Raw genomic sequence first — 14,193 nt, forward strand, 5'->3', positions numbered from 1 at the left:
CCGAAATTTCCGTCAGCCGATCAACATGGCTTTGTCTCGCGCTCGGTCGATGCGTTCCTGCATCGCCTGCATGACTTCTTCGTGGGTGTACGACTTGGCGTTGGGGTCGTCGGCCTCTCGGAGAGCTTCCTCGACCTCGCGGGTCATCCGCGCATATTCTTCCGGCCACAGCGCTTGCTCCATGCGCAGCGACGCCTGCCCAAGCAGGTGCAGCAGGCCGAACAGCCGCATGTCATTGGTGGCGACGACGTGCTCTCGAATCCGCTCCTGGATCACCTCGCAGGCCCGATGCGCCTCTGGCGTCGCCGTGCCCTCGTAGCCGGCTGGGAGTTCTGCTTCTTCAGCGATTCGCGCCCAAGCGATAGCCAGCGCCTCGATGGTGGACAGGTTCATTTGCTCATCCACTTGCGCAGCAGACGCTTTTTCAGGGAGGCGCGCTCTTGCGGATTGCGTCCCTTGTGGTTGGCAATGCGATCCGCCGTGGCGGCCTGGCGCTTGATGGGCCAGTAGGAGCGGCCATCCTTACCCATCGACCAGACGTTGCTGACCTGGTTTTCCAGTAGAGGCAGATGGGCGCATAGAGCTTCCGGCGACGCGCTGGCCAGCGCGGTGCGCTCGTGGGTTCGCCAGCGCTGATGCCAGAGTTTCTTGTCCTCGCGCTCGCTACGGCAGGTCGTGTGCCCAACGATGGGCGTTTTGCGGCGGCTGCGGCTCATGATGTGGTTGTCTCCAAGAACATTCAGGACAGGCTTTCTGGGTAGAGCGCCGTCAACCGGGACAGGGTTTCTTGCACTTGTTCCAGCGAGGTCATCAGATGATCAACCTGATCCTGAAGATCCACGGCGAGATCAAATAGCTCAGCCACTCGGCTGCGTGATCCCTCGTTGAACGCGGCCATTGCCAGTTGATGCAGCTTCAACAGGTCGGTGCGCAGTTGCGGAGGTGCGCCGTCTGCGCTGTCATTCAAATCGCCGCGCAGCACGTCCACGGCATCGACTGCACGCAGCAGTGCCGTGGTATCGAAATTCTCGGGAGTCAGTTCGTCCCATTCGTCGTCGGTGATGCGGGCTGCCATCAGGAGAGCTCCGATTAAGCGGTTGCGAGCGTTAGATGCCCGATCGGCTCGGCTGCTGGCCGTACCTTGATTTCGATGTCGTAGCCGAGGCGATTCAGACAATCCATCAGCTTGCGTTCGGATAGATTGGTGAAGTCGCCGCGCATCATGCCCGACACCTTCGGTTGCGGGATGCCCATGCGTTTGGCCGCCGCTTGTTGAGTCAGCCCAAGGGCGCGCATGGCCCTCCTGATCTCGACCACCAGGCCGGTCTTGATCTTGAGCTTTTCAGCGTCAGGCAGTCCAAGGTCGGCAAAGACGTTGCCCGAGCTGCGCTGAACCTCGACGCCTTCAATGATTCGTTTTTGCATTTCGTAGCTCCTGTGCCAATACCTCGGCCACCTTCAGCCGAGCGCGGATGATGTCCATGTCGGCCTTTGGCGTGGCGATTCCGCTCTTGCTCTTCTTCTGGAAGCAGTGCAGGACGAACACCGCTTCCGCAAACTTGACCGTGTATACCGCTCGATAGGTGCCGCCGGCATCGTCTTCGACGACCTCCAGCACGCCGGCACCACCGAACCCCTTGAGCACCTTTGCTGCGTCATCCTGATCGCCTATCTGCGCCAACGAGAGCGCGTAACCGAAACGGCGACGCACGTCGGACGGCAACGCCATCAAATCCTTGTGGCTGCTCGCGATCCATTCGAGCGGTTTTTCTTTGTTTGTCATGACGGAATTTTATACCTGTTCAGGTAATGATGTAAACGCGGCAACCTCAAGGAGGTGTCGTAAAACATTTGTTTTGCGACAGGCTGTCAGCCGCCGCTGTGCTACCTGTGCAACACCCCCTCAAAAATGTACGGAAAACTCTATCGCTATTCACTATTATGCGGAAACCTGTTTTTGATGGTTATCCGCCTATGTTGGTTGGCTACATGCGCGTGTCGTCGGACTCCGACCGCCAGAGCACGGACTTGCAGCGCGACGCGCTGCTCGCCGCCGGCGTCGATCCGCGTCACCTGTTTGAGGATCGTGCCTCTGGCGCGAAGGATGACCGTGCCGGCTTGGCGCGGGCGCTTGAGTTCGTTCGAGCCGGCGATGTGCTGGTGGTGTGGAAACTCGACCGGCTCGGTCGCTCGCTGTCGCACCTGCTCGCCATTGTGACTTCGCTCAAGGACAAGCGGGTGGCGTTCCGCTCGCTGACAGAGAACCTGGACACTACGACGCCCTCGGGCGAATTCCTGTTCCAGGTGTTCGGTGCGCTCGCGCAGTACGAGCGCGCCTTGATTCAGGAGCGCGTCGTCGCGGGCTTGGCCGCCGCACGCAAACGCGGCCGGATCGGCGGCCGGCCGCAGGCGATCACTGGTGAGAAGCTGGACGCCATCGTCGCCGCGCTCGATGGCGGCATGTCTAAGGCGGCGGTGTGCCGCAACTTCAATGTCAAGCGCACTACGTTGATCGAAACATTGACGCGAGCAGGTTGGCGTGGTGCGGGAAGGACGGTCGATGAGCAACAAGAATAAGCTACTCACCGTCTTTTCTGACGCAGAGCAGGAAGCCTTGTACCGCCTACCGGACTTCGACGATGCTCAGCGGCTGGAATACCTGGCGTTGGCCGAATCTGAACTGGCGTTCGCCAGCAGCCGGCCTAGCCTGCAGGCCCAAGTCTATTGCGTCTTGCAGATCGGCTACTTCAAGGCCAAGCATGCTTTCTTCCGCTTCGATTGGCATGAGGTCGAGGACGATTGCGCCTTCGTGCTGAGTCGCTATTTCCACGGCGAAGCGTTCGAACGCAAGGCGATCACCAAGCATGAGCACTACAGCCAGAGGGGTCAGATCGCCGAACTGTTCGGCTACCGGTCGTGGGCGGCTAGCTTCCTGCCGCAACTGGCACAGCAGGCTGAACAGATCGTGCGGCGCGACGTAATGCCAGGATTCGTGGCCGCCGAACTGATCGTTTGGCTCAGCGAGCACAAAATCATCCGGCCCGGCCACACCACCTTACAAGAGCTGGTCAGTGAAGCCCTGTCCACCGAACGCAGGCGCTTGGGCGGCTTGCTGGCAGAAGTGTTGGACGAATCGGCCAAAGCTGCGCTGGGCCAGCTCCTGGTGCGTGACGACACCCTGTCTCAACTGGCAGCGCTCAAGCAGGACGCTAAAGATTTCGGCTGGCGTCAGATGGCAGGGGAGCGCGAGAAGCGCGCCACGCTGAAGTCCTTGCACGGGATCGCCAAGGCGCTGCTGCCCAAGCTCGGCATCTCGCAGCAGAACCTGCTGTACTACGCGAGCCTGGCGAACTTCTATACCGTCCATGACCTGCGCCACCTGAAGGCGGAGCAGACCCGGCTCTACCTGCTGTGCTATGCCTGGGTACGTTACCGGCAGCTCACCGACAACCTGGTCGACGCGATGGCCTTCCACATGAAAAAACTTGAGGACGAGAGCCGCACGGGTGCGAAACAGTCCTTTGTCGCCGAACAGCTGCGACGCCATCAGGAAACGCCGCAGGTTGGCCGCCTGCTGTCGCTGTACGTGGACGACAGCGTGGCCGATCCGACGCCGTTCGGCGAGGTGCGCCAACGCGCCTACAAAATCATGTCCAGGGAATTGCTGCAAAACACGGCGCAGCGCATGAGCGTCAAGCCACTGAACAAACTGGCGCTGCACTGGCAGGCGGTGGACGGCCTGGCCGAACGCATTCGACGCCATCTACGGCCGCTGTACGTCGCGCTCGACTTCGCCGGCACGGCCCCCGATAACCCATGGCTCGCGGCGCTGACTTGGGCCAAGAGCGTGTTCGCCAAGCAGCAGCGCCTATCACAACGGCCACTCGACGAATGTCCGGCGGCAACGCTGCCGAAACGCTTGCGTCCGTACCTGCTAATGTTCGATGCCGAAGGCACGCCGACAGGCCTGCATGCCGATCGTTACGAATTCTGGCTTTACCGTCAGGTCAGGAAACGCTTCCAGGCGGGCGAGCTCTACATTGACGATAGCTTGCAGCACCGGCATTTGTCCGACGAGTTGGTTTCGATGGACGAGAAAGCCGCCGTGCTCGCGCAGATGGACATCCCCTTCCTGCGGCAGCCGGTCAGTGCCCAGCTCGATGCACTGGCGACCGAGTTGCGTGCGCAATGGGTGGCGTTCAATCGCGAGCTGAAACAGGGCAAGCTGACGCACCTGGAATACGACAAGGACACGCAGAGACTGACCTGGCGCAAGCCCAAGGGGGAGAACCAGAAGGCGCGCGAGCAAGCTCTCTACGAGCAACTGCCATACTGCGATGTCGCCGACGTGTTTCGCTTCGTCAACGGCCAGTGCCAGTTCCTGTCGGCGCTGACACCATTGCAGCCACGCTATGCGAAGAAGGTAGCCGACGCCGACAGTCTGATGGCGGTGATCATTGCCCAAGCCATGAACCACGGCAACCAGGTTATGGCACGTACCAGCGACATCCCGTACCACGTCCTGGAGAGTACCTACCAGCAGTACCTGCGCCAGGCGACGCTACATGTGGCCAACGATTGCATCAGCAACGCCATCGCCGCACTGCCGATCTTCCCGCATTACTCGTTCGACCTCGATTCGTTGTACGGTGCCGTTGATGGGCAGAAATTCGGCGTCGAGCGACCAACTGTGAAGGCGCGCTACTCGCGCAAATATTTCGGCCGCGGCAAGGGCGTCGTCGCCTACACGCTGCTGTGCAATCACGTGCCGTTGAACGGCTACCTGATAGGCGCACACGAGTACGAGGCTCACCACGTGTTCGACATCTGGTACCGCAACACGTCGGACATCGTGCCGAGCGCGATCACCGGCGACATGCACAGCATCAACAAGGCCAACTTCGCCATCCTGCACTGGTTCGGACTTCGTTTCGAGCCGCGCTTCACCGACCTCGACGACCAGTTGCAGGAGCTGTATTGCGCCGATGATCTGGCATTGTACGAGAAATGCCTGATCCGGCCGGCTGGCCAGATCGACCGGCAACTCATCGTCGGTGAGAAGGCGAACATCGACCGAATCGTCGCCACACTGGGCCTGAAGGAAATGACGCAGGGCACGCTGATCCGCAAGCTGTGCACCTATACGGCGCCGAACCCGACGCGGCGCGCAATCTTCGAGTTCGACAAGCTCATCCGCAGTATCTACACACTGCGCTACCTGCGCGACCCGCAACTGGAGCGTAATGTTCACCGCTCGCAGAACCGCATTGAGTCCTATCACCAGCTACGCTCGACCATCGCCCAAGTCGGTGGGAAGAAGGAATTGACCGGCCGCACCGACATCGAAATCGAGATCAGCAACCAGTGCGCCAGGCTGATCGGCAACGCGATCATCTTCTACAACTCGGCGATCCTGTCCCTGCTGCTGACGAAGTACGAGGCAGCTGGCAATGCCAAGGCGCTGGCGTTGATCACGCAGATGTCGCCAGCGGCCTGGCGGCACATCCTGCTGAACGGGCATTACACCTTCCAGACTGACGGCAAGTTCATCGACCTGGATGCGCTCGTGGCGGGACTGGAGCTGGGCTGACGGAAATTTCTGGGATTCCGGCGTACAACCCCATACAGCAATCGCCCCCAACCAGGTATGGTCCTGGGACTGCACCTGGCTTCCTGGGCCAGCCAAGGGTACCTACTACTATCTGGTGATGATCCTCGACATCTTCAGCCGTAAAGTCGTGGGCTGGGAAGCCTTTCTGGGGGAGTCTGCAGCTAACTCACGCCGTGTCATTGAACGAGCCGTGCTGGCCGAAAACATGGTAGGCCAGCCTCTGGTGCTGCACGCTGATAACGGCAGCCCCTTCAAAGGCGTCACCTTGCTTGAGAAGCTGAGAGATCTGCAGATCCAGCCTTCGTTCAGTCGACCGCGTGTGAGCAACGATAACGCCTTCTCCGAGGCTCTGTTCCGCACCTGCAAGTATGTGCCGAACTACCCCGTCAGTGGCTTCGCTGACCTATCAGCTGCCCAGCGTTGGGTGCACGGCTTCGTCCAGTGGTACAACTATGAGCACCGCCACAGTGCTATCCGCTTCGTGACGCCGATGCAGCGCCACACAGGAGAAGACAAAGCCATATTAGCCAAGAGACATGCGCTCAACCTTGCAGCCAGAGCTGCGCATCCTGAGCGCTGGAGTGGTGACACCCGCAACTGGCATCCTGTGACATTAGTATCGCTAAACCCAGAGCGCCGAGTAGTTAGGGAGGTAGAGAAAATAGCTGCATAAAAATCAAACAGGGCGACAGATACCTTGACAGTTACCGTAAGAGACATCTATTTTTACACCTGTCATTCATCCAACACAGTCATGGTAGCTAAGCTAGCACCCCACTAACAATATCGCTATCAGCACATACCGCACCCTGTTCGAACTAATGGATTGTGATGGACACACCAAATAACTCACTGCATGAGGCAACCCATGAAAAAGCAATTAAAAATAATTCTGCTCGCGTCCCACCTGGCTCTGTTTGGCGCGGGAGTTGGGCTAGGGATCTATATACTTCCGATTTTGTTAGCACAAGAAAACGCCACCATCGCCGAAATTGAAGAAGTGCAAAAGGTGGCAAAGTATAGCGGAGAGTTCAAGAAAGATCAGAAAGGCAGCGACTTCCTTCACTGGGCGAATGGACAACTTTTTGTTACGGATAACGAAATTGCATTTAAAGGTGATGTAGCACCTGGTCCAGACTACAAAATTTACCTGACAAAGAAACAAGCCACCGACAAAGAATCGTTTTTGGACATAAAGAAAGAAGCAATTCTGATTGGCGAATTGAAAAACTTCGGGAATTTCAAGAAAACCATTCCTGCAAGCGTCAACGTCAACGAGTTTACAACGGTCCAAATATGGTGCGAGCGTTTCTCTAAGTTCATCGGCTCCGCAAAATATCAGTAAACAAGCTTAAACTTGGATCTTGCCTGTTCACGAATAACATGCGCCTCATGCCAATGGAAATTAAAGTCTTGCCGGGCATGAGGCCTCCCCTCCACGTCTAGATTCTTGAAGTCAAAATTGACCTCAACCGACCCTCAGACACTGACTACGATGCCTGCATACCCTGAAGCGGTTCACCAGATGGGCTTGCGACAGAGATAAGTACGCGCCAACCTCAGATGCCGCTAAGGCTCTATACGCCGCCTTATCGGAATGGGTGGAATTTTGCGCGCGAGCGTCTAATGTTATCCAAGAGCGAGGGCTCTGATTAGTCCCGTCTCCCATGAAGATTCGCAGACTAAGACCCCTATTAAATCTGTAACATTTCGCTAGTTAAACGTTCATAGTGGAGATAAATAAAATGATTTCTTTACTGTGGGGTGAAATTAACCATATCGACAATGTTAGACCCATAGACGATGAGGACCTGCCATGTCTAAATGAAATATTTGAAATATTGAAAAAGCACAACTGCATAGACAGATTTGGCGTGGCACTACTGCACAAACACTTTGATCTACAAGAAGATGAGGTGGGGGTTTGGGGAGCAATGGAACCAAAAACCAACGTAAGCCTTACCACCTCCGCTCAGAGCCTTCTTCCTAGGCAATTCCCTCGATTGATCTTCCGTACTTTTCGAAAGTATTGCTTACGGCAATGTGCATCCGAGTTAATGTGGCCCAACACCACAATCTAGGAGCTGAACAATGAGCCAATCTGACCCGCAACACCCATCCCGCCGCATGCTGCTCAAGCGCGGAGCTGCCCTTTCCACATTGGCGATTACTGGAGTGGCCGGGTTAACTGTGCCTTCAGTGTCTTTTGCCGCAGCGCTTAGCAAAGAAGAGCGAGATAAAATGACGCCGGATGAGGTCATTGAAAGCCTGAAATCTGGCAATCTGCGTTTCCGTGAAGGCAAAATGCAGCAGCATGACTATTTGGCGCAAAAGCGCGCCAGTCAAAAGGGGCAGTATCCGTCAGCGGTAATTTTAAGCTGTATTGATTCGCGCGCTCCGGCGGAAATCCTGCTGGATGCCGGTATTGGTGAAACGTTTAACTGCCGTGTGGCTGGCAATGTGGAAAACGAAGACATTCTCGGCAGCATGGAATTTGCCTGTGCTCTGGCAGGGGCCAAGGTAATAGTGGTGATGGGGCATACCTCCTGTGGTGCGGTGAAGGGTGCCATTGCCAACGCCGAACTGGGAAACCTGACTGGATTGCTGAGCAAAATTAAACCGGCAATTACTGAAACGGCATACGCAGGTGAGCGTACGGCTGACAACTATGACTTTGTCGATTCCGTTGCCCGCACCAACATCAAGATGACGCTGGCCGATATCCGTCAACACAGCCCCACCCTGAATAAGCTCGAGCAGGATGGGAAAATAAAAATTGTAGGCGCTATCTATAAGCTTGTGGGTGGAGAGGTTGAGTTCTTTACCTGAGAATAAATAACCGTCAGCCTGGGCATGGCCGCTTTCGATCACAAACAGCTACAGGTCTTCCTCTGGATTACGCAGTGGCCGTAGCTCACCTCGGGCGACTTCTTCCGGTACCGCGAAGGAGTACCGTCCCAACATATTGATATGCTCGAAGATCAGCGGCGACAGCCGAACCAGATCCTCTTCCTGCACCGGGTAGCCGTGCTGCTTTAGCCGTTCCACAGCTGCCGTCATGTAGAGGGTGTTCCACAGCACGATGATGTTCACCACCAGGCCCAAAGCACCGAGTTGATCCTCTTGACCTTCGCGATAGCGCTGGCGAAGCTCGCCGCGTTTGCCATGGAACACGGCACGGGCCAGGCTGTGCCGACCTTCGCCTCGGTTCAGTTGGGTCAGGGTGGCGCGGCGCTTGGACTCATCATCGATGTAGGTCAGTGTGTGCAGGGTTTTCTCGATCCGCCCAAACTCTGCCAGCGCTTGGGCCAGGCGGGTCGGACGATCTCCCGTTTGCAGCGTGCGCATGATGCCGGTCGCCGGCACTCGACCGAGCTTGAGTGAACCAGCTAGGCGTAGTAGGTCATCCCAGTGTTCCGCGATCAGGTCGAGCTTGACCGACTGCCGGGCGAGTCCGTTGAGCTTGCCGTAATCCGCTTCTGGGCGTGTGCGCCAGAAGCGGGTGCCGCCGACATCGGCCAAGCGCGGGCAGAAGTGATAACCGAGCAAACGGAACAACCCGAACACCACATCGCTGTAGGCACCGGTATCGGTCATGATTTGTGTGGGCTGCAATTCGGTCTGTTGTTCCAGCACAACCGCAAGCAGTACCAGGCTGTCGCGCAAGGTGCCGGGTACTGTGATGGCGTTCAGGCCGGAGAACTGGTCGGAAATCAGGTTGTACCAGGTGACGCCCCGGCCGGTACCGAAGTATTTCGGGTTGGGCCCAGCATGCACGGTGCGCACTGGTACGACGAAACGCATGCCATCGGCGGAGGCCACTTCGCCGCCGCCCCAGATCTGAGCCAGCTCCAGTTGGCTTTGCGCCGACACCAGAATGGCGTTGGCTGCTGACAGGGTGTCGTCACGGAGATAGTTCTGGCTGACCCACGACAGCCGATCACGGCGCAGCGCTTGGTTATCGTTGCGGATCAATGGCTCCAGGCCGGTGTTACAGGCGCCTCCCAGCAGCACGGCGCACAGACTTGTCACCAGGTTGTCGGCCCGCGTATTGCGTTCGGATACATGGGTGAAGGCCTCAGCGAAGCCGGTACGGGCCGCGATTTCCAATAGGATTTCCGGCAGATCGACACGCGGCATCAAGTCGGCCACTGCTGCACGCAGTTGCAATAGCGAGTTTGGCTCCTCCAACTTGTCCAGCGCCCCGAGGGACAGCTCGGTTTTACCCTCTGCGCTCTCACTTAGCTGGATGGCCGGGTTGTCGGGAAGTCGGGCGGCAACCGCCTGCCACGTTGAATCCAGCTCAGCAGACAAAGCGTCCAAAGTGGTTTTGGCGTCGATGGTCAAGCCCAGTGAGCGGCAGATGATCGGTCGCGCCGACAGCCATTCTGCGCCATCGAGCAGACCGATACGCGGGTCGGCATAGCGCCAACTGGGTGCAACAAAGACATCGCGGCGGCGTAGGGCCGTGCGTAGTGCATCGAGCGTGCAGAAGACATAGGCGCCCATGTCGAGGGAGCCATCTTCGCGGGTGATGTGGTTCTGCCAGGCCTTGGCAACAATCTCCTGCGGCGCGTCATCCTCGGGCTTCCTGCGAGGTAGATTCAGTTGCAACCAGTCCAGACTAGCCGCCACCCCCTTGCCGGCGGGACTGAAGCCGAAGCGAATATGTTTCAGAAGATCGGGAAGGAAGCGGCGCACACTGCGGTAGCGCTCCTCCAGGGCGAGGTAAAATACATCGTTGGCCGGACGGATCAACGCAGTGACCTCTTCCAGGGCTTTCTCCAGCCTGACACGTGGCAGGTCGTTGAACAGCTGGGAACGGACGTTGTCATCGCTGATCGAGCTATCCAGCACGACCTTGCACGCAGCAGCGAGTGTTGCCGCCGAGCGATCCAGGTCTTTTAGGCTACGCAACCGGGCTTTCTTGTCAGCCTTCTCCGCATTGTTGAAAATATCACGTAGTAGCGCCTCCAGAACTTCCAGCGCATCGTCGTGCGCACTGGCTTCAAGGGAAACCGCGAACGCCACCAGCGTCGCCAACCGGCGCGACGCCGGCAGTCGATTGATGGCCGTGACCTTGGCCGTGTTGGAAAAGCGGGCCAGGGCTGCAATACGGCTGGGCGGGATATGTGCAGCCGGCGGCAAGGCGATACCCAACCCACGCACATCATCCAGCCGACGCAGCGCCCGAATCAGAGCAGGGCCACTGACCATCACCGGGCCGGAGCGTAGTTGATCCAGCCGGGAACTGCGGTTGCCTTCAGCCACCAGAAGCAAGTCTTGTAGGTGTTGTCTCTGTTCCTCGGTCACGCTGCGGCCTAAGGTGTACCAGAGGCGTTCTTCAACGCGGCTACGCAGTTGGGCAATGAAACGCTCTAACTGGGAAACCCCAGGCAATAGGACTTTCTGTGTGAACAGCCATGAGGCGGCTCGTTCAAACAGCACACCAGGCCGATCTGTGCCTGTCCAGCAGAGGGCATACAGCCATCGGCTCAAACGAAAGCCGATGCCAGGGTCTGTAAAGTGGCGATAGCCATAGCGCTCTTGAATATCGGCCGTATGTATCCAGCGACGATGATCGCTGTAACGCGCAAGACAGTCAGGGTCGGCGATTGCCAATTGCCGACAAAGTACATGCAGGACTTCCACCGGCACAGCAACGGGCTTGTCCGGCAAAACACCCACGAAGCGAACGGTAGTCAGCAGAACGGCATAGCCCAGGCGGTTATGGTTGCCGCGTAGTACCTGGACGGCTTCACGGTCTTCATCGCTCAGGTGGAAGTAGCGCTCCAGTTCATCACGGCTGGGTGCCTCGATGTAGCGACCAAAGCCGTCGCGCTGCTCCTGGGTCAGAAAGCCGACCGGCATGGATCACAGTACCTCGGCGCAGAACACCGCGGGGGTGACAATCCGCGTGCGTTCGATATGCCCGCGCTGCAAGAGGCCGGCGCGGCGATCACCGGTCACCAGATAGTCCGCATTGCCCGCCAAGGCCATGGCCAGCAGAAATGAATCATCCGGATCATCGGCTTCAACCTCGATGACCAAGCGCTCCAATACTACTGCGCGTTGCAGGTTGTTGATCATGGCTCCGACTTTGGCAGGCTGCAGGATGGCCTGAAGCTTGGGGTATCGACTAGCGCGCCGAATCTCATCGAGCTGTGCCCGTGAGGTTACTACCTCGAAGCGAGCCGAACGCCAGGCCCGATAGATCACATCAGGGGCCCCATGCGGTGAGATCAGCGCGCTGAATAGAATGTTGGTATCCAATACAACCCGCATCAGCGTTTACGTGCCCAGTCGAGCGCTTCATCAACCGCGTCGGTCAGCTCTGCCTCACTTAGATGGACGTTGAAAGCCTTGGCCTGTTCAGCGCTCAGTTCCAGGATGTGTGCCCGCACCGCCTCTTCGATGAAGCGCGACAGGTCGCCCTTACGGCCACCGCCTTGGCTGGCCAGAAACATGCGAAGCGATTGGTCGGTGTCGGTAGAGACGGCGACGTTCCAGCGAGTGGTGTTCATGACTTCTCCAATAACAGGTGTTTGTGTGTTTATACACCCGTTCCTTGCCGCTTCGCAATGGTTCGATAAAACCCTCGTTTTATAGAACTTTAACGGAAGACCAGCCCTGCTCTGAGTTAAGCCTCATTATGGTTTTAAATACTGGTATCGTTAATCAAGGTTCTATTTTCAATTTATCTGTTGAGTAAACGGTACTTCTGATGAAAATTGGCTATGCGCGGGTGAGTACTCGGGATCAGAACGCAGACCTCCAGATCGATGCTCTGAAAAAGGCAGGCTGCGAGCGGATCTATCAAGACGTTGCCAGCGGCTCAAAAAGCGCACGTCCGGAACTGGATAAATTATTGGTTCATGTGCGAGCCGGTGATGCCGTGGTGATTTGGAAGCTGGATCGTCTGGGACGCTCACTCAAGCACCTGGTCGAACTGGTCGGTGAATTGGCCGCTCGTAACGTTGGCCTGCAAAGTCTGAATGACCCCATCGATACCACTCACGCGCAAGGGCGCTTTGTGTTCAACCTGTTCGCTTCATTGGCAGAGTTCGAACGCGAGTTGATTCGTGAGCGCACACAGGCCGGCTTGTCCGCTGCACGGTCACGTGGTCGAGTCGGTGGCCGTCCGAAGGGGTTGCCAGCTCAAGCCGAAGCGACAGCTATGGCCGCAGAAACGCTGTACCGCGAGGGACGGTTAAGTGTGAGCGCCATTGGCAAGAAACTGCACATCTCCAAAAGTACGCTTTACCGCTACCTCCGGCATCGCGGCATAACGATCGGCGTACCCACAAAAATCTCCCTGCATCTCGACATTACAGTCCCACCGGCAGTGGACGATGCCGAACGGATCGCGACGGTCATATTGCGCCTGGCCGTCGAGAACAACAGCAAGTTCGTGCGTGGCAAAAAGCGGGCAAAAGAGAACATCGAGCGTTACTGCCTGGAACCCTATGGCATGAAGCCACTGGAGTCGGGCAACTACGCACTGAGCATTCCATATCGCAATGATGAGGCATTGGATAAGACGGTACATGATCTGCTGACCGAGATCAGCCAGGAAGCCGAGATGCGCAATTGTTTTATCGAGGCGGATGCCTGGGAAGAGGGCTCTGAGCGGAGGTGGTAAGGCTTACGTTGGTTTTTGGTTCCATTGCTCCCCAAACCCCTTGAAGGTGTAGTAGCGGATCAGGTCATCCTGGCTTTCCGGCAGCGCAAGCAGGGTGTCCCGCTCCGTGGCCGAGAGGATCAAGCGACGCGGCATGTGTCAGTCGTCCGTGCGGAGGTACTGGTAGAGGGTTTCCCGGCTGATGTTGAACTCGCGGGCAAGCTGCGCCTTGGGCTCGCCGGCCGTCGCTCGCTGCCGCAGGGTAGCAGCCTGCTCATCGGACAGGGCTTTCTTGCGGCCCCGGTACGCGCCACGCTGCTTGGCCAAGGCGATGCCCTCACGCTGCCGCTCGCGGATCAGGGCGCGCTCGAACTCAGCGAAGGCCCCCATCACCGACAGCATCAGGTTGGCCATCGGCGAGTCCTCGCCAGTGAACACCAGGCCCTCCTTCAGGAACTCGATGCGCACGCCGCGCTGAGTCAGCTTCTGTACCAAGCGACGCAGGTCATCGAGGTTGCGGGCCAGCCGATCCATGCTGTGCACCACCACTGTATCGCCTTCGCGGACGAAGCTCAGCAGCGCTTCGAGCTGGGGGCGCTGGGTGTCCTTGCCCGATGCCTTGTCGGTGAACACCTTGCTCACCTGGGTTTGTTCCAGCTGGCGTTCCGGGTTCTGGTCAAAGCTGCTGACCCGGACGTAGCCGATGCGGTGCCCCTGCACGATGTCTCCTTGGTTGAAGGCGGCTTAAGTGCACTTTCTGTTCCGTTGTGCCTCAAAGCCCATTTCTGTCAGGCTGAAATCTATAACCTTCGCGGGCATGTGTCAAAAAATGGGAAAGCAGACTCTATTCTGACGAAGCGGCGCGGCCCTGCCTGACATCAAGTTAGGGTATAGCTCAATATGACACATGGCTGCAAATCGCTAATTTTCCAACTATAAAGACTGACTCTTATACACATCT

General features: G+C 57.6%; 15 protein-coding genes and 1 pseudogene. 6 read left to right on the plus strand and 10 right to left on the minus strand.

Translation table 11 applies throughout. From position 1 onward, the window contains the following. Nucleotides 1-12: 12 nt before the first annotated feature. The 5 genes from JFT44_RS24020 to JFT44_RS24040 are packed head-to-tail and all read right to left on the minus strand — an operon-like array spanning nucleotide 13 to nucleotide 1,783. Nucleotides 13-393, minus strand: coding sequence for a hypothetical protein (locus tag JFT44_RS24020; RefSeq protein WP_001054412.1), 381 nt, complete (start codon nucleotides 391-393; stop codon nucleotides 13-15). Beyond that, complete coding sequence (locus JFT44_RS24025) at nucleotides 390-716, minus strand: hypothetical protein (protein WP_000091614.1); 327 nt, start codon at nucleotides 714-716, stop codon at nucleotides 390-392. The genes JFT44_RS24020 and JFT44_RS24025 overlap by 4 nt, the downstream gene beginning before the upstream one ends. Before the next feature lie 23 nt (nucleotides 717-739). Then, complete coding sequence (locus JFT44_RS24030) at nucleotides 740-1,075, minus strand: hypothetical protein (protein ID WP_000741275.1); 336 nt, start codon at nucleotides 1,073-1,075, stop codon at nucleotides 740-742. A gap of 14 nt (nucleotides 1,076-1,089) precedes the next feature. After that, a complete protein-coding gene (locus JFT44_RS24035; protein WP_001172026.1) occupies nucleotides 1,090-1,425 on the minus strand; it encodes a helix-turn-helix domain-containing protein in 336 nt (111 codons plus the stop codon). Next, nucleotides 1,406-1,783, minus strand: coding sequence for a type II toxin-antitoxin system RelE/ParE family toxin (locus JFT44_RS24040; protein ID WP_003151133.1), 378 nt, complete (start codon nucleotides 1,781-1,783; stop codon nucleotides 1,406-1,408). Before JFT44_RS24040 ends, JFT44_RS24035 begins: the two co-directional genes overlap by 20 nt. 191 nt (nucleotides 1,784-1,974) lie before the next feature. On the opposite strand from JFT44_RS24040, the gene JFT44_RS24045 reads away from it, so the two are divergent. The 5 genes and pseudogenes from JFT44_RS24045 to JFT44_RS24065 all read left to right on the plus strand — a co-directional run bounded on the left by JFT44_RS24045 (nucleotide 1,975) and on the right by JFT44_RS24065 (nucleotide 8,440). Then, nucleotides 1,975-2,577 (plus strand): recombinase family protein, encoded by a 603-nt coding sequence (locus JFT44_RS24045; protein ID WP_010465829.1) that lies wholly within the window; start codon nucleotides 1,975-1,977, stop codon nucleotides 2,575-2,577. After that, nucleotides 2,561-5,590 carry a Tn3 family transposase gene (locus JFT44_RS24050; protein WP_047710222.1) on the plus strand — a complete coding sequence of 1,010 codons (3,030 nt, stop codon included), beginning with the start codon at nucleotides 2,561-2,563 and terminating at the stop codon, nucleotides 5,588-5,590. The genes JFT44_RS24045 and JFT44_RS24050 overlap by 17 nt, the downstream gene beginning before the upstream one ends. A 31-nt stretch (nucleotides 5,591-5,621) precedes the next feature. Next, nucleotides 5,622-6,284 (plus strand): annotated as a pseudogene (locus JFT44_RS24055) (transposase); the annotation flags it as partial. A gap of 195 nt (nucleotides 6,285-6,479) precedes the next feature. Then, nucleotides 6,480-6,956, plus strand: a complete 477-nt coding sequence (locus tag JFT44_RS24060) for a DM13 domain-containing protein (RefSeq protein WP_193834274.1) — start codon at nucleotides 6,480-6,482, stop codon at nucleotides 6,954-6,956. A 746-nt stretch (nucleotides 6,957-7,702) separates the two neighbouring features. After that, nucleotides 7,703-8,440 carry a carbonic anhydrase gene (locus tag JFT44_RS24065; RefSeq protein WP_034011920.1) on the plus strand — a complete coding sequence of 246 codons (738 nt, stop codon included), beginning with the start codon at nucleotides 7,703-7,705 and terminating at the stop codon, nucleotides 8,438-8,440. 48 nt (nucleotides 8,441-8,488) lie between these two features. Here JFT44_RS24065 and JFT44_RS24070 read toward each other — a convergent pair whose 3' ends face one another. From JFT44_RS24070 to JFT44_RS24080, 3 genes are read right to left on the minus strand one after another with little or no spacing between them, the layout of a single operon-like run. Further along, entirely contained in the window at nucleotides 8,489-11,482 is a 2,994-nt protein-coding gene (locus JFT44_RS24070; protein ID WP_060495417.1) for a Tn3 family transposase, read from the minus strand. A 3-nt stretch (nucleotides 11,483-11,485) separates the two neighbouring features. Next, nucleotides 11,486-11,896: a putative toxin-antitoxin system toxin component, PIN family gene (locus JFT44_RS24075; protein ID WP_034011919.1), complete on the minus strand. Its 411-nt coding sequence runs from the start codon at nucleotides 11,894-11,896 to the stop codon at nucleotides 11,486-11,488. Further along, entirely contained in the window at nucleotides 11,896-12,135 is a 240-nt protein-coding gene (locus JFT44_RS24080) for a ribbon-helix-helix domain-containing protein (protein WP_034011918.1), read from the minus strand. The genes JFT44_RS24075 and JFT44_RS24080 overlap by 1 nt, the downstream gene beginning before the upstream one ends. Before the next feature lie 200 nt (nucleotides 12,136-12,335). On the opposite strand from JFT44_RS24080, the gene JFT44_RS24085 reads away from it, so the two are divergent. Then, nucleotides 12,336-13,253: a recombinase family protein gene (locus JFT44_RS24085; RefSeq protein WP_047306926.1), complete on the plus strand. Its 918-nt coding sequence runs from the start codon at nucleotides 12,336-12,338 to the stop codon at nucleotides 13,251-13,253. A gap of 3 nt (nucleotides 13,254-13,256) precedes the next feature. Here the strand turns inward: JFT44_RS24085 and JFT44_RS28790 are convergent, their stop codons facing one another. Beyond that, the gene (locus tag JFT44_RS28790) at nucleotides 13,257-13,388 is read right to left on the minus strand and encodes a DUF4158 domain-containing protein (protein ID WP_233098417.1); all 132 of its coding nucleotides are present in this window, start codon (nucleotides 13,386-13,388) and stop codon (nucleotides 13,257-13,259) included. 3 nt (nucleotides 13,389-13,391) lie between these two features. Next, a complete protein-coding gene (locus JFT44_RS24090; RefSeq protein ID WP_001161490.1) occupies nucleotides 13,392-13,952 on the minus strand; it encodes a recombinase family protein in 561 nt (186 codons plus the stop codon). Between the last annotated feature and the right edge of the window lie 241 nt (nucleotides 13,953-14,193).

The organism is Pseudomonas sp. MF5691, assembly GCF_016405645.1.
GTDB lineage: Bacteria > Pseudomonadota > Gammaproteobacteria > Pseudomonadales > Pseudomonadaceae > Aquipseudomonas > Aquipseudomonas shahriarae.